This is a genomic window from Celeribacter indicus, from assembly GCF_000819565.1.
Classification (GTDB): Bacteria; Pseudomonadota; Alphaproteobacteria; order Rhodobacterales; family Rhodobacteraceae; genus Celeribacter; species Celeribacter indicus.
In genome coordinates, this window is record NZ_CP004393.1 from 1,434,571 (window position 1) to 1,454,419 (window position 19,849).

Here is a 19,849-nt window from a genome sequence, read left to right on the forward strand (position 1 = left end):
GGCTCCGGGGTAACGGCGGGGTAACGGACTGGTGGGCTATTCGGCGTTACGGGCCTTTACCACCGGAGACGAATATAGCCTCCAAATGCTTGCAATTAAAGGGGTTTCGGCTATGGCGGGAGACGCCCGGAGACGGGCCCAGACTGGCGGCCCGCCTCTTGGTAAGGGAGAGGTCGACAGTTCAATCCTGTCCAGCAGCACCATCATTTCCATTCAGATATGAAAACCTTAAGTAAGGAGCCTTGCTTGAGGTTGTCTTTGGTGAACGGACCTGGCGTTCATGCGGACACGACCGGAAGTGCCAGGCGATCTTAAGCTCTTGGATGTCTTCGAAAAGCGGATCCGCCTGTTACGGTCCTGGACCGCGGCGTCATGGGCGGTGCGGCCGGCGCTCGTCTCGGGGTCGGGAGAAAGGCGCGAGGCAGGATTTGCCTGTGTGGTCACGGAGAGCGGGAGCCGCGCTGCGAGCGCGATGGCGGTCGGGCACGCAGGGTCAGCGCGACCTTCACCACTCGTGCGCGGCGGGTGCCTTTGCGTCGGGCAGGGCGCGTCGCACCCTGCCTTTTCGATCCGCCGGTCCATCCGACGCTCTGGCGCCATCCGACGCTCTGGCGCGGGTCAGACCTCTTCTCTGACCGTGTCCGTGGATGTGCTGGCGTCCCGCTCGGCAGCGGCTTGGCGCAGGCTGCGCAGCAGGGCGTGGCGGAGTGCGCGGTCCTCTTCCGTGATGGCGGGCAGACCGATTGAAAATGTTTCGATCCCAAGGTCGTAATAGTCCATGACTGCCGCTGTGACGGTCTCGACCGAGCCCACGAAGGCCGGTCCCACGCCGCCCTGGAACAGGACCGAGATGCCGGTGAACAGCGCGCGATCGTGTCGATCCGACCGCTGGGCGGCCTCGACGATGCGCTGTCGTCCCACCGCTTCGGCGGGAATGCCGCCGAACTTCCCTGACGCCAGGATGCGGTCCCGGATCCGTTCGGCCTTTTGCCAGGCCGCGTCGTCGGTCTCCGCGACGATGACATTGGTGTCCCGCCAGAACTTCAGCCGACGCCCGGTCTTGGCCGAGGCGGCGCGAACCTTGTCCAGGATTTCGACGGTTCCGGCGATCGGTTCGCCGGTGATCGCGAAAGTGGAAGAGTATCGTGCGGCGAGCTCGATGCCCTGTTGCGACGATCCGGCACTGGAGATCGGCGGATGCGGGAGCTGGATCGGCAGCACGTCGGAGCGTGCGTTCGTCACCCGATAGAACTCGCCCTCATAGTCGAACGGCTCGGTCGCGGTCAGTTCACGGACGAAGATGTCCAGGAACTCGGCCGAACGGCGATAGCGTTCCTCCTTGGGAAGATGGTCCCCGTCGCGGCTTTGGTCGGCATTCGTCGAGCCCTGGATGATATGGACCGAAGTCCGCCCGCCCGAGTAGCGGTCGAGCGTCGCAAGAGACCGTGCCGCAAGCGTCGGGGCCTGTAGCCCGACCCGATGGGCGGAGGCGATGCGCAGGTTGTCGGTGGCTGCCAGGGCCAGGGCACTCAGCACCCAGACATCGGGCGAGGCCGAGGTCTGCGCGATGAGGGCACTGTCGAAACCGGCGTCTTCAAAACTGCGGGCAGTCTTCTGAAAATGCGGCGCGTCAAAGGCCGTTCTCGGCAACGCCAGTCCATAATAGGCGGCCTGGCGGTCGAAATCGCTGTCCTGGTCGCTCAATTGGTTCGAAATCCCGCTCAGGCGGGCCCGGAGTTCGATGGGCATCAGGCATCCTCTTTCTGGTTATGGACGCGATCGCGCTCTGCTGCTCCCTCGCGCAACAGGCGCAGGAGTTCGGCCCGCAACTCGCGGTCTTCTTCCGTTTCCGTGGTTATTCCGATCGAAAATGTCTCGATCCCGAGCTCGTAGTAATCGAGCACAGCCGCCGCTGCCGTCGCCGGTGTCCCGACGAAAGCCGGGCCCGAGCCCGACACCTTGGTCAGACCGGTATAGAGCGCCCGGTCGTGCCAGTCTGTGCGATCGGAGATCTGCCGGGCACGCTGCCCGCCGATGCTTTCGGGAGAAAACAGGCTGGACGCGCGTGCCGGATCGACGGCGCGAAGCAGTTCCTGCTGATAGAGGCGGGCCTTGTCATGCGCGGCCGCCTCAGTGTCTGCCAGTACGAAGTTGGCATCGCGCCAGAACCTGATGGTCCGGCCGTAATGATGCGCCCGGTCGCGCACATGGGCGACGATCTTCCGTGTTTCGGCCAGTGGCTCGGCGCTCAGCGCATAGGTGTCGAAGAAGCGCGCGGCCAGGTCCTGTCCGATCTCCGCCGAGGACGCAAAGGACAGGACGGGCCGCGGGTGCTGCACCGGCCTGACCGAAGGCAATGCGTTCTCCACCTGATAGAACTCGCCCGCATAGTCGAAGGGCTCCGTCGCGCCGAGTTGACGGATCAGGATCTCCACATATTCGGCGGCGCGGCGGTAGCGGTCCGCCTTGGCCACGAAGTCGCCGTCACGCCGCTGATCGGCATCCGTGCTCCCGAGGATGACGTGCAGGTTCGCCCGCCCCCCGGACAACCGGTCGATGGTCGCCAGCGCGCGCGCTGCCGACGTCGGAGTTTGCAACCCGATGCGATGCGCCGAGACGATACGAAGCCGTTCGGTGGATGCCAGGGCCCAGCTCGCCCGCGCCCAGACATCCGGCCAGGAACTGCGTTGCGCGATCAACGCGCTGTCCAGTCCCGCGGCCTCGTAGTCGCGGGCGGTCCGGACAAGATACTCCGGGTCGACCGAAAGGGAGATCGGCGAGGCCCCGTAGTAGAAGGCCTGGTTTGCCTGGGTGGACGTGTCATGTGTGGCACGGCGGTTCTCTGGCAGAAGCCTGCCGCGAAGTTCGATCGGCATAAGGAATCCTCCCGTCTCAGAAGCCCCAGATCGCGCCAGCCTTGCTGCGGAAAGCCGCAAGGATCTCCGCGGCCCTGTCGGCCGGGATGTCCTCGAAGCTGTAGTAGCCGATGTCGGGCAGGGTCTCGGGCCCGGGCGTTCCTGGCAGCGTGCCGTAGCTGTTGGTTTCGCTCGCGAAAAGGGCTTGCGCCTCCGGGGTATAGAGCCAGGCCTTGAGAAGTCGCGCGGCGTTCGGATGGGGCGCCCCTTCGAGCAGGCCGAGACCCGGCCCCCAGACGCCCGAGGAATCCTCGAGCAGCCGGATCCCCAGGGGAGCGCCGTCTTCGATCAGCGGTACGGCGCTTTGGGTCGGCGTCCACAGGTCGAAGAGAGCCCGGCCCTGAGCGACATACTGGAGCGCGGCGGCATTCGATTCTGCCGGCACCGCATTCGCGTGGATCCTTTCCAGCTGCTCCTGGGTGAGCGCCTGATTGTGATCGAGGATCGCCAGGTTGAAATCGGTCGCCCCTGTGCCGGTCACCTGTCCGTAGGTGATCTTGCCCTTCCATCGGTCGGCAAGCACCTCGTCGAGGGTGGACGGCAGGTCCTCCTCGGTCACGAGGCGGGTGTTGTAGACGACCGTGAAGAGATTGAGGAACGGTATCTGGAAATGGCCGCCCGGCTCCCTGTAGCGGTCGGGAAGGCCGGCCACGGTCGAAGGTTCGTCGGGTTGCAGATAGCCGTCGCGCTGGAGCACCGTCACCGTGCTCAGATTGCTGAAAAGCAGGTCGCCCGCATAGGCTCCCGTCGTCCGTTCGGCTTCGAGGCGCGCAAAAAGCGGCGCGCCCGTGGTCACCACGACCGTGGGCGTGATCGCCGGATAGGCGGCTGCGAAAGCGTCCCAGAGCGGTTGATGATTGCCATAGGGGGTGTAGATCACCACCTCCGTCTCGCCGGCAGCCTTGGCGGCGTCATAGAGGGTCGAAAGCTCGGTTTCTGCGGACAAGGCGGATGTGCTCAGGACGACGCTCAGCACAGCTCCGGATATGGATTTGAACAAGTTCATTTTGATCCTTTCGAAAAGGTTATTCAGCCGCCTGCGTTCCCGGCGGGGCAACTCGCACGCCTTCGCGCGGGTGTTCCGCAGGCGTGGTTTCGGGGGAGGTTTCGGGGTCGGGCAACAGCAGGATTTCCGATGGCTGGATGCGGATATGGACGTATCCTTCGCCGGCCCGGACGCCGCCGTGCCCGCTCAGCGGGAGCGAGACCGTGAGGGTATGGCCGCCCGCGTCGACCTGGGCATCGAAGCGTTCGCCGGTGTAGCTGGTTGCGATCAGGCGGGCGGAAAAGCCGCGGTCATCGTCGGGGGTGGCGACCGCGGTCGCGGAGGAGGTCCGGAACCCCGCTGTCGCACGGGCGCCGATCGCGGGGCGGGAGGTCGAAGCGACGTTCAGATCGCTCTGCCAGGTGTCGGGACGAAAGGTCACGCCGTGAGCGGTATGGCCGGTGATCCTTCCGGGAAGGAAATTGTGAATACCCACGAATTCGGCGACGAAGCGGCTTCGCGGGGCCAGGAATATCTCGTCCGGCGTCCCTTGCTGCTCGATCCGCCCCCGATTGAGCAGAACAATGCGGTCGGCCAGGGTCAGCGCCTCGGCATGGTCGTGCGTGACATAGATCGAGGTCCGACGCCGGGTCGAGTGGATGCGACGGATCTCGTCGCGCAGGCGAATGCGCAACTGGGCGTCGAGGTTTGACAGTGGCTCGTCGAAAAGCACCAGTGCCGGATCGGCCACCAGCGCACGCGCCAATGCCACCCGCTGCTGTTGTCCGCCGGAGAGTTCGGCCGGATGGCGTCGGGCAAAGCCGTCCAGCCCGACCAGCTCGAGCAGTTCGGAGGTCTTGCGGCGGATCGTCGCCCGATCGGCGCCGCGAGCCCGCAGCGGATATCCGACATTGGCTTCGATCGTCATGTGGGGCCATAGCGCGTAAGACTGGAACACCATGCCGATCCCTCTCCGGTGGGGAGGAACGAAGAGACTGCTCTGGGGGGCGACAACCTCGCGCCCGCCGATGTGGATCGTCCCCGCGTCGGGATATTCCAGCCCCGCGATGCAGCGCAGGGCCGTCGTCTTGCCACAACCTGAGGGACCGAGCAGGACCACGAATTCGCCATCCGCGATGCCGAGGTCCAGGGCATTCAGCGCCGAGGCATTGCCGAACGACTTGGAAAGGCCGGAAATATCCACCTGGCTCATGCTGTAGCTCCGTCGTTGAGCGTGACTGCGGGGCGCCCGCGCAAGAGATGCAGGAGCACGCGGCCGGCAATGCCGGCGATGACGACCAGCCCCAGAAGGATCAGCAGCATCGCCGCCGCCTGCGCGACCTTGCCTTGCAGGTTCAGGTCGAAGACGCGGGCGGCAACCGTGGTCAGGCCGGGGCCGCCCAGCAGCAGCGGCACGTCCAGATTGCCTGCGACCGACACGCCGGTGATGTACCAGGCGAACAGAAAGTGGGGCGCGACCAGAGGAACGGTCACGTCGCGGAAGGATCGCGTCGGGCTTGCCCCGTGGATCTCGGCCGCCTGCCGCAGGTCCGGTGAGATCTGCGCAAGCGAGGCCGTGGCCAGTTGAACGGCATAGGGAATTACGACGATGACCAACGCGAGCGCCATCAGGGTCAGCGTTCCGTAGAGCTGGCGCAGTCCGGGAATGGAGATGAAGGCGGACGTGATGGCGATCGCCGCAACGACTCCCGGCAGCGCGAAGGGGATCGTTGCCGCCAGCTTCAGCGCCGTCGCTCCGCGACGGGACAGCCCCTGCGCGAGGCTTGCCACCCAGAAGGCGAGGGCGGTGGCAGCCGCACCGACGACCACGGACAGCGTCACTGTGTTGCTCAGGGCGACCCGCGTTTCGGGGGCGGCGAGCACGCGCTGGAAATGAACGAGGGTCAGTTCGCCGTAAACACCGGGAAATGGCTGAAACGTTGTGAAAACCAGCGTCAGGATCGGCAGGAGTTCGACCACGGAGAGGTAGGTCAGGATGAAGAGGCCGGCAAGCCAGCGTCCGCGGCCGAGGCGATAGGGCTCGCGGTTCCCGCCCTTGCCGCCGACCGTCACGAAACTCCGCCCGCCCAAGAGCCGGTATTGCAGGTATCCCAGCCCCATGGCCAGCAGAACGACAACCGACCCCAGCAGGCTGGCAGAACCGAAATCCGGCGGCATGGACCGGTTTGTGATGTCGTAGATCTGGGTGGCAACGGTTCGGATGCCTGCCGGTTCGGCCAGCACCATCGCAATGTCGAAAGTGTGCAGCCCGGCAATCACGGTGATGATCGCAGCCCCCGTGATTGCGGGGGCAAGCAACGGCAGGTCGATCCGCCACAAGGTGCCGAACCGCCCGACACCGCTGATCATGGAAGCATCTTCCAGCGTCCGGTCGATGGCGCGAAAACCGGCGACGATGAAGATGTAGGCAAAGGCCACGACGCGGAAGGTGGTGACGAAAATCAGGCCCGCAAGACTCTCCACATTGAACGGTGTCGCACCGGGCCCCATGACCAGCCGCGCCAGATCGTTCAGGACGCCGGTATAGGGGTTGGCCAGCAGGCTGAAACTGAGCGCATAGAAGAGTGTCGGGGTGGCATACATCACGAGCATCGCGGGCGTGATGATCCGCCGGAACGGGGCGTCCGAACGTTCGGACAAAAAGGCAAAGATCGTCGCGAGCGCGATACCCGCAACGGTGGTGGACAGCCCCAGCAGCAGCGAGACGGCGAAGGCGGAATGTACCGCCGGCTCCCACAGCCGCGCCAGTGCGGCCGTCGTCCATTCGGCATCTGGCGTCAGCGGACTGGTGCGGAAACCGGCGACGAACAACATGACAATCGGCAGTATGAACAGCACCCCCAGCACGATCCAGGTCGGGACCAATGCCAGCAGCAGCCGGCGCTGGCGTCGCCGATGCAACGGAGTTGTGCGCGGAGCGGCGGGTTCGGACAGGGCGAGGCTCATGTCTCCGCCTCCGGGAATTCGGGGCGCTTCGAGACTTCAGGCCGGCGACGACTTTCCACGATCACCCCTCTTTCCCAGTCCAGGTGGTTCCTTAAAAATTGCCTTTAAATAACGATAAAGTCGATGGAATCATTGTAGTATCAACTTCCATATTTACAGGCCCCGGCAGAATATCCATGCCATCGGCCGGCAGCTTGGAGAGCGGGTTGTTCTTCGAAGCCTCGATGGCTTTTTGTTCCTGTCATCTGCGATGGGCAGTCCATGAATTTCATGCGATTCCGGAGCGCCTGCTCGTCCTTTCGGGATGGCGGGGAAGGGGTGAGGAAGGACGCTCTCCCGGTCGCGGTTGTCTCAGGGCCGACGCTCAGCATGCGGCGCTTCCGGCGTCCGGCCCTGCGCGGCGATCAGATCGCCGATCGGGCTGTGCGCAGGTCCTGAGCGATGGCAAGCGGTTCAGGGGTCAGCCATTCCTCCAGCGGCACGCGACGCGGAATGAAACCGTTCTCATAGAGGAAGTCCGTCTGGGCCTCGAAGGCGGAAAGGATTTCCGCATCCAGGCGCGGGGTGAGGTCCAGATTGAAGTCCCGGCCAAAGATCTCTTCCACCAGTTCCTCGGCGTTGCCACTCTCGGCAGCAACGGTACGGCGGACGAAATCCTTGTTGTCGCGCGCGAAATCTGCGCCGTCCAGCACTTCGGCCAGAAGCGCCGCCACCAGGTCGGGATGGTCCTCGACCAGCCGGCCTTCGGCAGTGAAGGCCAGGAGCGACGGATTGTTGACCCGCGCGGTTCGAGGGAGGAGGGCGGTCAGATCCGCCACGACCCGTGCGCCGAGGAAATGTTTCAGCGCGACGCCATAATGGCCGGGGGCGAAGATCGCGTCCACCTCGCCGCGGACCAGGGCGAAGGCTTCGGGGCGCTGGCTGGACAGGGTCATGACCGCCGTGCCGGGCGGTGCTTCGGCGCCGCTGTGGGCGCTGTCCGGAAACGGGGACTGGAGGTTTTCCAGAGGGACCAGCGTCACATCGCGCAGGCCGAGTCCGGCGGCGGCCAGCGCGTCGGCTATGCCTTTCAGCACCGTCGCGCGCCAGAAGTCGATCGGATAATTCGGCCGGTGCGGAAGGGCGATCCGCCGCTCGCGCAGATCGGAGAGGTCTTCGATACCACTGCCGGGCAGGGTGAGGATCAACTGGGACTCCTCTGTCCAGGAGAGGCCGAGAAGGCGGACGTCACGGCCTTCGGCGCGGGACCAGAGCGGAGGGATATGGCCGCCATGACGCAGCATGCCGGGCAGGTCATGCCGGAAGTGGCTGATCCGGAACGCCAGATCCCGCGCGTGGCGGATGGACCCGAGCCGGAGGCCGTGGCGGTCGAGCAGGCTTGCGAGCGCGCCGTTGTGCATGATCAGCGAAAAGGCCGTCGGAATGGGGCAGCGCGTGTACCAGACGGTATCAAGGGGCATGATGAGCTCTCTCTGTGCGCGGGAGCGGATGGGGGTCGCCATGGCCGGGCAGAAGATCTCCCAGCAGAAGATTTTTCAGTTCCTGAAAGTCGGGAGAGGTGCGGTTGCGGGGTTTGGGCAGGTCCACCCTCAGATCGCGGCGAATGCGCGCCGGTGGTCCGTCGAGCAGGATCACCCGATCCGAAAGCACCAGCGCCTCGTCGACGTCATGCGTGATCAGGAGGACATTGGGGATCGAGGCATCGACCAGATCCAGCAGATGGTCCTGCATCCGGATCCGGGTCAACGGATCCAGGGCGCCGAAGGGTTCATCCAGCAACAGCAGCCGCGGGTTGCCGACCAGCGCCCTGGCAAGGCCCACGCGCTGTGCCATGCCTCCCGACAGCGATTTCGGCAGCGCATCGGAAAATCGTGACAGGCCGACACGGGCGATCACGGCCTCGACCGCCGGCCCGATGCGATCGCGCGGCCAGTCCCAGATGCCGAGCGCGATGTTTTCGCGCACGGTCAGCCAGGGCATCAGCCGCGGATCCTGGAAGGCCACACCGATCTTTTCCTGCGGGCCCTCGATCGCGGAGCCGTCCAGCGACATCGTGCCCCGGCTGGGCGTTTCCAGCCCCGCCAGCAGTCGCAGCAGCGTGCTCTTGCCGCAGCCGGAGGGTCCGAGGACAGCGACGATCTGCTCGGTCCCGATCGTCAGATCCAGCGGACCGAGCGCGTGGAAGGGCCCGAACTCCTTCACGAGATGCCGTGTGGTGATCATCAGGCGGCCCTTTCGTGGGTATCTTGCCAGGACAGCAGGCGCCGCGAGATGCCGGTGATCGCCATGTCGGTGGCCTTGCCGCAAAGCGCGAAGATGATCATGCAGGCGACGACGATCTGCGGGCGGCCGGTCATCTCGCCGTCGAGCAGCAGATACCCGATGCCGGAACTTGCCCCCATCATCTCGGCGGCCACGACGACCAGCCATGCCACGCCCATCGACTGGCGCAGACCCACGAACAGGTAGGGCATTGCCGTCGGAAGGAGGATGCGGCGCACCAGTTGGGCATTGGTCATGCGATAGACCTGGCCCACCTCGATCAGGCGGCGGTCGGCATTCACGATGCCGGACATGAAGTTCAGATATGTCGGGAAAAAGGCGGCCTTGGCGATCAGCGCGACCTTGGAGGTCTCGTCGATCCCGAACCACAGGATGAACATCGGGATCCAGGCGAGGCCCGGAATGGTCCTCAGCCCGTGGATCATCGGATCTATCAGTCGCCTCCAGAAGGCGGAATAGCCGGTAACCGCCCCCAGCAGCACCGCCACGGCGACACCATAGCCGAAGCCGAGGAATACCCGTTGCACCGAAATCCCGAGATGGCGCCAGATGGTGCCTTCGGAGAAGAAGCGCCACAGGACCTCCGCCACCTGCAAGGGCGAGGGCAGAAACAGCGGGTTGATCCAGTGCCATACGCTTGCCGACTGCCACAACGCCAGGATCGCCAGCGGCAGGAGAAAGGGCGCAAGCCCTTTCCACAGCACGCCCGGATCGGGCAGCTTCCGGTCCCGCAGGAAGCCGGTCCGGATTGCGGCCGCTTCCTCCCGAAGGCTCATCTTTGGGATCCTTCGGGCCTGAAGACGTCGTAATCGAGCACGGCATCCACCACCGCAGCGACATCGGTATCGGCAGGGATCGACCCCAGATCGTTGTAGATGTTGCCCCAGTTGATCAGCGCCTGGCGATCTTCCGGGATCAGGGCCGGGCGCGTGATGTCGTTGCGGCGGACCACGCTGGCCGCGACCTCGAGGCTGACACCCGAGGTCTTTGCGAAATCCTCGATGGAGGCGTCCAGGTTGTCCAGCGTGTATTGACGTGCCCGGTCATAGCCCGACAACACGGCCGCCACGATCTCGGGATGGTCCTCGAGGATGTCGTCGCGAATGGCGATGCCGCCCCCGCCAGCCAGTTCCGGATCGGCATAAAGCACCGTGGCGCCGGTTTCGATCTCGGCGATGGACCAGTCGGGTTCAAGTCCCGACCAGGCATCGACACGACCGGTCGCGAGCGCGAGACGGCCCTGGCTGTGGGGCAGGGAGACCACCTCGACATCCGTCTCGGACAAACCGTGCTTCTTCAGTCCGGCCAGCAGCGCGACATGCGGGCCGGTGCCGGGAGTGGCGGCGATCTTCTTGCCCTTCAGATCCTCATAGCTGGTGATCTCGGAATCTTTTGCCACGAGCAGGGGAGCGCCGGTCGCATCGCGCGCCGTCCAGTAGACATACCGGATCGGCGTGCCATTGGCGCGGGCCAGAAAGGCCGAGGCTAGACTGAGTGTGCCGACATCGAGACTTTCGCCGCGCAGGAATTCCACGGTCTTGTTCGACCCGAGGGACTCGACCCATTTCACCTCCACTTCATAGGGGGCCACGGCCTCTTCCACCCAGCCCCGCTCCTTGGCAAGGACAGTTTCGGGAACGATCTTGCTCCAGGCGACGGTGATCTGCTTCAATTCCTCCGCAGCAGCGGCATGAGCCGTCAGGAGCAGGGCTGAGACGGTGGCGAGCGCCTTGAGGCCGGTGAATTTCATGGGACAACTCCGTGGTCTTTCGGGCAAAAGGAACTCCCAGCCTCCCCAAAAGTCTATCGGTTTCATCGTGTATTATTCAGAACGCCTGTTCTGATCTCCTGAAGGGCAGAGAGAAAGTGGTCCGCTTCCCCCCCGAAGCCGGTCCCGAAGGATCTTCTTCCTCGGGAATGCCCTCCTGCGTCGCGGCGCGGAGCAGTTTCTCGAATCGCGAGGCCCTCTCAACGCGGGCTGTCGTGACGCTTGGGGACGTCGCGCTGGCGGGATCGCCGCGGCATCGGGCAGGGCGGCGGGCAGGGCGGTCTCGTCGATCCGGCCGGTGGCGCTGTGGGGTGCTGAGGAGCACGACGAGGAAATCGGCCTTTCGCGGCATCCGGTCCGGCATGTGCAGCACGTCGGAGACCCTTCGGAAGGCCCATGTAGACGTTTGCGGTCTCGCGGCCGCGGCCGCGGGCCGGCTGGCGGTGCCGGTGACGTGCGGCGCGCTGGCGGGATCGCCGCGGCCGGGGCTGCATCGCTCGCCGTCAATGAAAATCCCGGCTCGGGAAGAGGCGTTTGGCCTGTTCGCGCGGGTGGCGGGCCGAAGGTTTGGGGCGGAGCGGGCGCGGAGCGTCGTCGGCCTGGGGGCGGGGGATCCCGATCGCCTCGTCGAGCGGGTGGCCCAGTTCGGAGAGCCTGTGCGACAGATCCTCGACATGATCCGCGATGAGGTGGACGACGATGCCCTCCCGTTCGAGCCGTCCGGTGACCCGCAACAGGCGCCCGCCCATGACCGTGCGGCGGTAGCGTTCGTAGATCTTCGGCCAGACGACGACGTTGGAGACGCCGGTCTCGTCCTCGAGCGTGAGAAAGATCACGCCGGAGGCGGTGCCGGGGCGCTGCCGGGTGATGACGAGGCCGCAGACGGTGGTACGGCCGGGCGGCACCACCGTCAGGCGGTCATGCGGCGTGAGGCCGGGCAGGGCGGGCCGCAGAAGTTCCATGGGATGGGCGCGCAGCGTGAGCCGGGTGGCGATGTAATCCTCGACCACCTCCTCGCCCAGGTGCATGGGCGGGAGCCGCACCGCCGGTTCGCGCAGGCCCTCGCCGTCGAGCGGATCGGAAAACAGCGGCAGGGGCGCCGGCGCCCGGATCGCCCGCACCGCCCAGAGCGCATCGCGCCGCGTCAGGCCCATGCCGCTGAAGGCGTCGGCCTCCGCGACCCGCTCGAGCACCGGGGGCGTGACGCCCGCCCTGAGCCAGACGCTTTCGGGATCGGGATAGCCGTTGCCGCGCGCCGCCACGATCCAGCCGGCATCCTCCTCGCGAAACCCCTTGATCTGGCGGAAGCCGAGCCGGAGCGCGAGGGTGCCGTCGGCACGGCGCTCCAGCGTATTGTCCCACAGGCTCGTGTTGACGCAGACCGGGCGCACCTCCACCCCGTGCGCCCGCACGTCCCGCACGATCTGGGCGGGGGCGTAGAATCCCATCGGCTGGGAATTCAGCAGGGCGCAGGCGAAGACCGCCGGGTGATGGCATTTGAGCCAGGATGAGACATAGGTGAGCATGGCGAAGGCCGCCGCATGGCTTTCGGGAAAGCCGTAATCGGCGAAGCCCTCGATCTGGGAGAAACAGGCGGCGGCCACCTCCTCGGAATAGCCGTTGGTCCTCATCCCGCGCAAGAAGCGCGCGCGATGCTGGCCGATCGTGCCCATGCGCCGGAAGGAGGCGAGCGAGCGGCGCAGCTGGTCGGCCTCCTCGGCCGAATATCCCGCGCCCACGATGGCGATCTGCATCGCCTGTTCCTGGAACAGCGGCACGCCAAGGGTCTTTTCCGTCACCTTCGCAAGCGCCGGACCGAAGGGAATGGGCTCCTCGAGCCCCTGGCGGCGGCGGATATAGGGTTTCACCATGCCGCCCTGGATCGGGCCGGGCCGGACGATGGCGACCTCGATGACGAGATCGTAGAAGGTCCGCGGCTTCATCCGGGGCAGGAAGTTCATCTGCGCCCGGCTTTCGACCTGGAACACGCCCACCGCATCGGCCCTTTGGAGCATGGCATAGGTCTCCGCATCCTCCTGCGGCACGGAGTCGAGGCTGAGCGGCGTCCGTTCATGCGCCTCCAGGAGCTCGAAACTCTTGCGCAGGCAGGTGAGCATGCCGAGCGAGAGCACATCGACCTTGAGGATGCCCAGGGCGTCGATGTCGTCCTTGTCCCATTCGATCACCGTGCGGCCCTCCATCGCCGCGTTCTCGATCGGGCACAGCTCGTCGAGCCGTCCGCGCGTGATGACGAACCCGCCGACATGTTGCGACAGGTGGCGCGGGAAGCCGATGATCTCGCGGATCAGCCGGACCGTCTGGGCCAGGCGCCGGTCCTTCGGATCGAGGCCAAGCTCGCGCACCCGCTCGAGACTCGTGCCCCCGTTCGTCTGGCCCCAGATCTGTCCCGAAAGGGCGGCGGTCACGTCCTGGGAAAGCCCCATCACCTTGCCCACTTCCCGGATGGCGGCGCGCGAGCGGAAATGGATCACGGTGGCGCAGAGACCCGCCCGCTCGCGCCCGTATTTCCCGTAGATCCACTGGATGATCTCCTCGCGCCGCTCGTGTTCGAAATCCACGTCGATATCGGGCGGCTCGCCGCGATGGCGGGAGATGAACCGCTCGAAGACCATGCCGATCATGTCGGGGGAGACATCCGTGATGCCCAGCAGGTAACAGAGGATCGAATTGGCCGCCGAGCCGCGCCCCTGGCACAGGATGCCGCGGGACCGGGCCTCATGGACGATGTCGTGGACGGTGAGGAAATAGGCGGCATAGCCGAGTTCCGCGACCAGCCCCAGCTCCTTGTCCACCAGCCCCGGCACGCGGTCCGGCGGGCCGTCGGGATAGCGGCGCGCGAGCCCCTCGCGGGCGAGCCGTTCGAGACGGGCCTGCGGGCTTTCTCCCTGCGAGATCTCGTCGGGATATTCATAGCTGAGTTCCGACAGGTCGAAACTGCACCGCGCGGTGATCTCCAGCGTCCGGCGCAGGGCGGCGGGGTGGTGGCGGTAGAGGCGCGCCATGTCGGCAGCGCCCTTGAGCCGGCGCTCGGCATTGGGCAGGGCCTTCCGCCCGATCCGGTCTATGGTGATCCCCTCGCGCAGGCAGGTCAGGACATCCGCGAGCTGGCGGCGCGCGCCCCGGTGCATGAGCACGTCGCCCACCGCCACCATCGGCGCGCAGGCCGCGAGCGCCACCCCCGCGCAGGCGTTGAACCAGGCCTGGTCGGACCCGTCGTAGCGCGGCGCCGCGCCGAGAAAGACATGGCCCGGATAGCGCCTCCGGAGCCGTTCGAGGGGGCCGCGTGCCCGGTCGGGTTCCCGCGGCGGCAGGGCGATGAGGATCATGCCCCGGCAGCCCTCCTCGAGATCGTGCAGATCGAGATGGCACCCGCCCTTCTCCGCCCGCCTCTTGCCCCGCGTCAGGAGGCGCGCGAGCCGGTGATAGGCGGGCCGATCGGTCGGAAGCGCGATCCATTCCACCGGGCAGTCGCGCAGGACCAGGCGGCAGCCGACGATCAGCTTCGGCAGGCGCGGCATGTCCGCAAGGGGCGCCTCCCCCGGCACACCGGCATCCGGGACATCCGGCCGCGCCTGCGCGCCGGCCGGGGCGGGGGAGGGCAGGCGCGCCGCCTCCTCGATCTCCCTGCGCAGCGACTTGAGCGCGGACCAGGCCCGCACCACCCCGGCAAGCGAATTGCGGTCGGTGATCGCGATCGCCTCGAGGCCCAGCTCCGTGGCGCGCAGCATCAGTTCCTCGGGATGGGAGGCGCCGGTCAGGAAGGTGAAATTCGAGGTCACGCAGAGTTCCGCATAGCTCATGCGAATTCCCCCTGCACGAACCAGCCGGGATCCTGCGGCGTATGGAACAGCCAGAGGCGGCGGCCCTCCCGCGTGTCGACCTTCCAGTAATCCCGCAGGCCCGAGCGCCAGCCCTCGTCCTCGAGCCACCATTCCGGGGCGATGCGTTCGGGGCCGGTGGCGCGCGCGGTGGTCAGCGACATGCGCCGCCAGCGCAGGCGGGCGGGCGGATGGCTGCCCGAGCCTGCGACGGGTTCGGGCGGGAAGAGGCGGAGGGGGCGCGGGCGCGGACAGGACCAGCCGCCGCCGGGCGCGGTGAAGGCGGCGGGGGCGATGACGAAGGCACGCTCGGGGATATGGCTGTCGGCGGGCAGGAAGCGCTGGACGTTCTCCAGCCCGATCCGCGTGCCGATCCGGGTGATGAGATCGTCGAGCCGGTCGGGGGCGGAGCGGGCGGCGGAGAGGCCGGTCTGCCGGACGGGCAGCGGCTCGACGAGGGTCGCCTCGAGCCGGACCTGGTCGATGCCGAACCCCGCCTCCACCTCGCCCACGCCGCGTTCGAACAGGGGCAGGATCCGCTGCGCATCGCGCATCGGGGCGGCAAGGCGCAGCTCGACCTGCTGGCTGCCCCGGTCGACACGCCGCAGCGTGAGGGTGAGCTTGCGCGCGCCCATCTCATGCGCCTTGAGCCGGTCGCAGAGCGGGTCGAGCAGCCGCGCGGTCACGCCCATGACGTCCTCGACGAGCCCGATCGGCTCGGGCAGGGACATGCGCAGCCCGTAGCGGGGCGGGTCGGCCTCCGGGGCGATCGGATCGGGATGGTGGCCGAGCGCCTGGTCGAGCCGGGTCAGCAGCTCCGGTCCGAACCGGCGCGCGAGCGGCGCGCGGGGCGTCCCGGCGAGGTCCGCGATGGTGCGCAGGCCGGATCGCTGGAGCGCGACGACGATGTCCGGATCGGGGCGCAGGGCGGCCACCGGAAGCTGCCGCGGGTCGTCGTCCGGCCCTTCCCCGTAGCGCGCGACCGCGCCCGCCGCGGTGCGCGTCGGGCCGCAGCCGAGCCGCAGGGTCAGCCCCGCCCGCGCCGCCCGGTCACGCATGTCCCCGAGCATCGCGGCCTCTCCGCCCCACAGATGGGTCGAGCCGGTGACATCGAGCACCAGCGCATCCTCCCCGTCGCGGGCGACCCAGGGACAGTAGCGCGTGGCCCAGCGGTGCAGGGCGGAGAGGAAGCGCGCGTCGAGATCCGGCCGGGCCGGGGCGCTGAGCAGGTCGGGGCAGAAGGCGCGGGCATCGGACCAGGACATGCCGCGGTGGAGTCCCTGCCGCTCGGCTTCGGCGTTGAGGCAGTAGAGGCGGTCGGCATTGCCGGTCCTGAGCGTGAGGGCAAAGGGCCCCTCCACAGGGCGTGCGCGCAGAACCCGCTCACTGGGGAGCCGGGGAAACCACATGGAGACGACGCGTTTCTGAGGCCCACCGAACATGCCAGGCTCCGAATGTTCCTGATTTGTTCTTGATAATTTCCCAGCGCATCAGAGTCGAGTCCTCCCTGTCGGGATCGTGAACGGGCGTGGCACGCCATCGCGTTTCGGCGGCATTCGATCCCATGCCCTCGGGGATGATGCAGAGCCCGGTTGTGCCGCCGGCCTTCGCGGCAAGTTGCAGCCGCCGCCCCTCGCGCAGGTCGAGGGGACGGGTGAGGTCCGCCACGACGAAGGGAACCGCCCCGTCCCTGAGCGCCTCCTCCGCGGCGGCAAGGCTGTCGGTCTGGTCCTTCGGCCGGGCGACGAGGAGCCGCGAGGGATCGAGGAAGGGCGCGATCCCCAGGGGCATCAGCCCCTCCGCCATCCAGGCCTCGCGCAGCCAGACCACGGTCCCCTGCGCCGGGGCGGCGAGCAGGGCAAAGGCCATCGCGCCGGGGCCGCAGACCTCGTGGACGCGGCCGGGGCGCAGGGGAAAGCTCTCGTGGAAACCGCTCGGCATGGGAGAAGGATAAGGCGAATGCCGGCGCTTTCCAATGCCGGATCGGGGGGCTGCGGCCCTGTCCTGCCTGGGGCGCCAGCCGCCTCCGTTCCGTCCCCGAGCGCCTCCTCCGTCGCGGCAAGGCCGTCGGTCCGGTCCTTTGGCCGGAACGCCCGCGCCTGCTCCTCCTCCGCGAGAGGGCTCGATGCCGACGGGTTTCGCCGCCGTGACCGAGGCGGCCGCCGCGGGCTCGGCGCTCGCCCTGTGGCTGTCCGCTCACGCGGGGTCGGCTGCGCAAGCTCACCGGCGGGCTCTTTCCGGCGTAGGCCAACGCTCGGCGGTCCCTTCCCCGACAGCGTCCAGGCGGTCGAAGCCCCTTCGCGCTGACCGCGCCCCTGGTGCCGTTCCATCCCGTGCCGGGCTGCGTCATCGACGGGCTGTCCCGCATCGTCACGCCCGCGCGGTCCGGTCCGGGGTCTTCCCCGTCGCGGGACGCCGTCACGCCCGCCGCGGCGTCAGCCGATCTCCACCACCACGCGCCCACGGATCCGGCCGGCGAGGATGTCGCGCGCGAGATCGGGCAGGTCGGACATCGGATGGACCGTATACATCTCCGACAGGAGGCCCTTGTCTAGATGGCGGGCGAGCAGGTCCCAGGCCGCCGCGCGCTTGTCCTGCGGGGCCATCACCGAATCGACGCCCAGCAGCGCGACGCCGCGCAGGATATGCGGCATCACCGTCGCCGGAAGGTCTGCCCCGCCCGCCAGCCCGCAGGCCGTGACCGCGCCGCCGTAGCAGGTCTGCGCCAGCACATTGGCCAGCGTGTGCGAGCCGACCACATCCACCGCGCCGGACCAGCGCTCCTCCTGAAGCGGCTTTCCCGGCTCCGACAGATCGGCGCGCGCCACGAAGCTCCGCGCGCCGAGCCGGGACAGGTAGTCCTGCGTCTCCTCGCGCCCGGTGGAGGCGGCGACCGGATAGCCCAGGGCGGCGAGGAGCGCCACGGCGACGGAGCCGACGCCGCCCGCCGCGCCGGTCACGAGCACATCGGGCCCCTCCGCCGCGATCGCGCCCCAGCCGAGCAGGGCGTCGACGCAAAGCGCCGCGGTGTAGCCCGCCGTGCCGATCGCCATCGCCTGTTCGGCGCTGAACGCCTCCGGCCGGCGCAGCAGCCAGTCCGGCTTCACCCGCTGGTATTTCGTGTAGCTGCCCCATTCCGTCTCCGACAGGCCCCAGCCGTTCAGGATCACCTCATCGCCCGGCGCCCATGCGTCGGACGCGCTCTCCACCACCGTGCCGGCAAGGTCGATCCCCGCCACCATCGGCAGCCGCCGCGCGATCCGGCCCTTGCCGGTGAGGGCGAGCCCGTCCTTGTAGTTCACGGTCGAGTGGCTGATCTCCACCAGCACCGGCAGGTCGGGAAGCTCCTCGCGCGTCAGGGGGCGGAAGGCGGCCTCGGTCCGGTGCTCGCCTGCATCGGTGATCATCATTGCGGTGAAGCTCTCGGACATGTCTTGCGCCTTTCCCGGTGGTTCCGCCTGCGCCGCCTCGGGCGCGTCGGACCTCATGATAGGCGCCGGGCGCGTGAAGTCTAACGCTTCCTGTCCCGCCCGGCGGCCGGCCTCCGGACCCGGCGGGGATGCGACGAACCCGCCGCCGTCCCGGCTTGGGCGTTGAACCCGGATGCCAGCCGTGCACTATGGGGCCGATCGCACGCGACAACAGCGGAGAGAGAGATGTCCCCATCCTTCGGCACGAGCGGCCTGCGCGGCCTCGTCACCGACCTGACGCCCGACCTGGTTGCGGGCTATACCCGTGCCTTCCTGGCAAGCTGCCCGCATGGCGGAACGGTCTATGTCGGACGCGACCTGCGGCCCTCCTCGCCGGACATCGCCGGGAGCGTGATCGCGGCGGTGCGCGGCGCGGGGCTCGCCTGCGTCGATTGTGGGGCGGTGCCGACCCCGGCGCTCGCCATGGCGGCGATGGCGGCGGGGGCGGCGGCGATCATGGTCACCGGAAGCCATATTCCCGCCGACCGCAACGGGCTCAAGTTCTACCTGCCGACCGGCGAGGTGTCGAAGGCGGACGAGGCGCGCATCCTCGCCGCCCGCGCGACGCAGGAGGGGTTCGCTCCGGCGACCGCAGGGGCGGGGCAGGGGCGGCTCGCGCGCGACGGGACGGTGAACGCGCGCTACCGCGACCGCTATGTCGCGGCCTTCGGCCCGGAGGCGCTCGCGGGTCTCACCCTTGGTGTCTACCGCCATTCCTCGGTGGCGCGTGACGTGATGACGGAGACCTTCGAGGCGCTGGGCGCCAGGACCGTCCCGCTCGCCCATTCGGAGGCGTTCGTGCCCGTGGACACGGAGGCCGTGGACGCCGACACCCGCGCGATGCTGCGCGACTGGTGCGCGCGCCACGGGCTTGACGCGGTGGTGTCGACGGACGGCGATGCCGACCGGCCGATGCTGACCGATGCGGCGGGCACGGTGATCCCCGGCGATGTGCTCGGCGTGCTCACGGCGCGGCATCTCGGGGCAAGGATCGTCTGCACGCCGGTCTCCTCCAACGACATGGTGCGGCGCATCCCGGACTTCGACGCGGTGCGCCTCACCCGGATCGGCTCCCCCTTCGTCATCGCGGAGATGGAGCAGGTGCTCACGGAGGACCCGGAGGCGCGGGTGGTCGGCTTCGAGGCGAATGGCGGGTTCCTTCTCGGCTTCGCGGCCGGCCTCGCCGGGCCGCTCGCCCCGCTGATGACCCGTGACTGCCTGCTGCCGGTCATCGCCCCGCTCGCGGCGGCGCAGGCGGCGGGCGGGTCGGTGGCGGATCTCGTGGCCGAACTGCCGCCCTGTTTCACCGCCGCCGACCGGGTGAAGGAGATCGACCGCGACAAGGCCGCGGGCTTTCTCGCGGATCTCGTCGCGGAGGCGGGGGCGCGCGAGGCGTTCTTCGCCGCCGAGGGGCCGATCGCGGGGGTGGATCTCACCGACGGGCTGCGGCTCGATTTCGCGGACGGCTCCGTCACCCATCTGCGCCCCTCCGGCAACGCCCCGGAATTCCGTGTCTACGCCCAGGCGGACAGCGCGGAGGCGGCGCGCGCGCGGGTCGAGGCGGTGATGGACCGCGTCGCCGCGCGCGTCAGGTAGACCATGCTCAGCAAGCACAGGAGAGC

14 protein-coding genes are annotated in these 19,849 nt (G+C 67.9%); 1 reads left to right on the top strand and 13 read right to left on the bottom strand.

What is annotated here, in order from left to right; genetic code table 11:
- Positions 1–618: 618 nt before the first annotated feature.
- From P73_RS07275 to P73_RS07335, 13 genes are all read right to left on the bottom strand, one after another.
- The gene (locus P73_RS07275) at positions 619–1,749 is read right to left on the bottom strand and encodes an LLM class flavin-dependent oxidoreductase (RefSeq protein WP_052453092.1); all 1,131 of its coding nucleotides are present in this window, start codon (positions 1,747–1,749) and stop codon (positions 619–621) included.
- Positions 1,749–2,876, bottom strand: a complete 1,128-nt coding sequence (locus P73_RS07280; protein ID WP_052453093.1) for an LLM class flavin-dependent oxidoreductase — start codon at positions 2,874–2,876, stop codon at positions 1,749–1,751. The genes P73_RS07275 and P73_RS07280 overlap by 1 nt, the downstream gene beginning before the upstream one ends.
- Before the next feature lie 16 nt (positions 2,877–2,892).
- The gene (locus tag P73_RS07285; RefSeq protein ID WP_158401921.1) at positions 2,893–3,861 is read right to left on the bottom strand and encodes an ABC transporter substrate-binding protein; all 969 of its coding nucleotides are present in this window, start codon (positions 3,859–3,861) and stop codon (positions 2,893–2,895) included.
- 79 nt (positions 3,862–3,940) lie between these two features.
- Positions 3,941–5,113 carry an ABC transporter ATP-binding protein gene (locus P73_RS07290; protein WP_052453094.1) on the bottom strand — a complete coding sequence of 391 codons (1,173 nt, stop codon included), beginning with the start codon at positions 5,111–5,113 and terminating at the stop codon, positions 3,941–3,943.
- The gene (locus tag P73_RS07295) at positions 5,110–6,867 is read right to left on the bottom strand and encodes an ABC transporter permease (protein ID WP_043869087.1); all 1,758 of its coding nucleotides are present in this window, start codon (positions 6,865–6,867) and stop codon (positions 5,110–5,112) included. The genes P73_RS07290 and P73_RS07295 overlap by 4 nt, the downstream gene beginning before the upstream one ends.
- 404 nt (positions 6,868–7,271) lie before the next feature.
- Positions 7,272–8,327, bottom strand: a complete 1,056-nt coding sequence (locus tag P73_RS07300) for an ABC transporter substrate-binding protein (protein ID WP_052453095.1) — start codon at positions 8,325–8,327, stop codon at positions 7,272–7,274.
- A complete protein-coding gene (locus P73_RS07305) occupies positions 8,317–9,090 on the bottom strand; it encodes an ABC transporter ATP-binding protein (protein ID WP_052453096.1) in 774 nt (257 codons plus the stop codon). Before P73_RS07305 ends, P73_RS07300 begins: the two co-directional genes overlap by 11 nt.
- A complete protein-coding gene (locus P73_RS07310; RefSeq protein ID WP_052453097.1) occupies positions 9,090–9,926 on the bottom strand; it encodes an ABC transporter permease in 837 nt (278 codons plus the stop codon). The genes P73_RS07305 and P73_RS07310 overlap by 1 nt, the downstream gene beginning before the upstream one ends.
- Complete coding sequence (locus P73_RS07315; protein WP_052453098.1) at positions 9,923–10,900, bottom strand: aliphatic sulfonate ABC transporter substrate-binding protein; 978 nt, start codon at positions 10,898–10,900, stop codon at positions 9,923–9,925. The genes P73_RS07310 and P73_RS07315 overlap by 4 nt, the downstream gene beginning before the upstream one ends.
- Positions 10,901–11,421: 521 nt before the next feature.
- Positions 11,422–14,739, bottom strand: coding sequence for an error-prone DNA polymerase (locus P73_RS07320; RefSeq protein ID WP_043869089.1), 3,318 nt, complete (start codon positions 14,737–14,739; stop codon positions 11,422–11,424).
- Positions 14,736–16,199: a Y-family DNA polymerase gene (locus P73_RS07325; RefSeq protein WP_043869090.1), complete on the bottom strand. Its 1,464-nt coding sequence runs from the start codon at positions 16,197–16,199 to the stop codon at positions 14,736–14,738. The genes P73_RS07320 and P73_RS07325 overlap by 4 nt, the downstream gene beginning before the upstream one ends.
- Positions 16,141–16,698, bottom strand: a complete 558-nt coding sequence (locus P73_RS07330) for an ImuA family protein (protein WP_043869091.1) — start codon at positions 16,696–16,698, stop codon at positions 16,141–16,143. Before P73_RS07330 ends, P73_RS07325 begins: the two co-directional genes overlap by 59 nt.
- A 494-nt stretch (positions 16,699–17,192) precedes the next feature.
- Complete coding sequence (locus P73_RS07335) at positions 17,193–18,188, bottom strand: MDR family oxidoreductase (protein ID WP_043871481.1); 996 nt, start codon at positions 18,186–18,188, stop codon at positions 17,193–17,195.
- 225 nt (positions 18,189–18,413) lie between these two features.
- Between P73_RS07335 and P73_RS07340 the strand changes: the two genes are divergently transcribed.
- Positions 18,414–19,823, top strand: a complete 1,410-nt coding sequence (locus P73_RS07340) for a phosphohexomutase domain-containing protein (protein WP_043869092.1) — start codon at positions 18,414–18,416, stop codon at positions 19,821–19,823.
- Positions 19,824–19,849 lie beyond the last annotated feature (26 nt).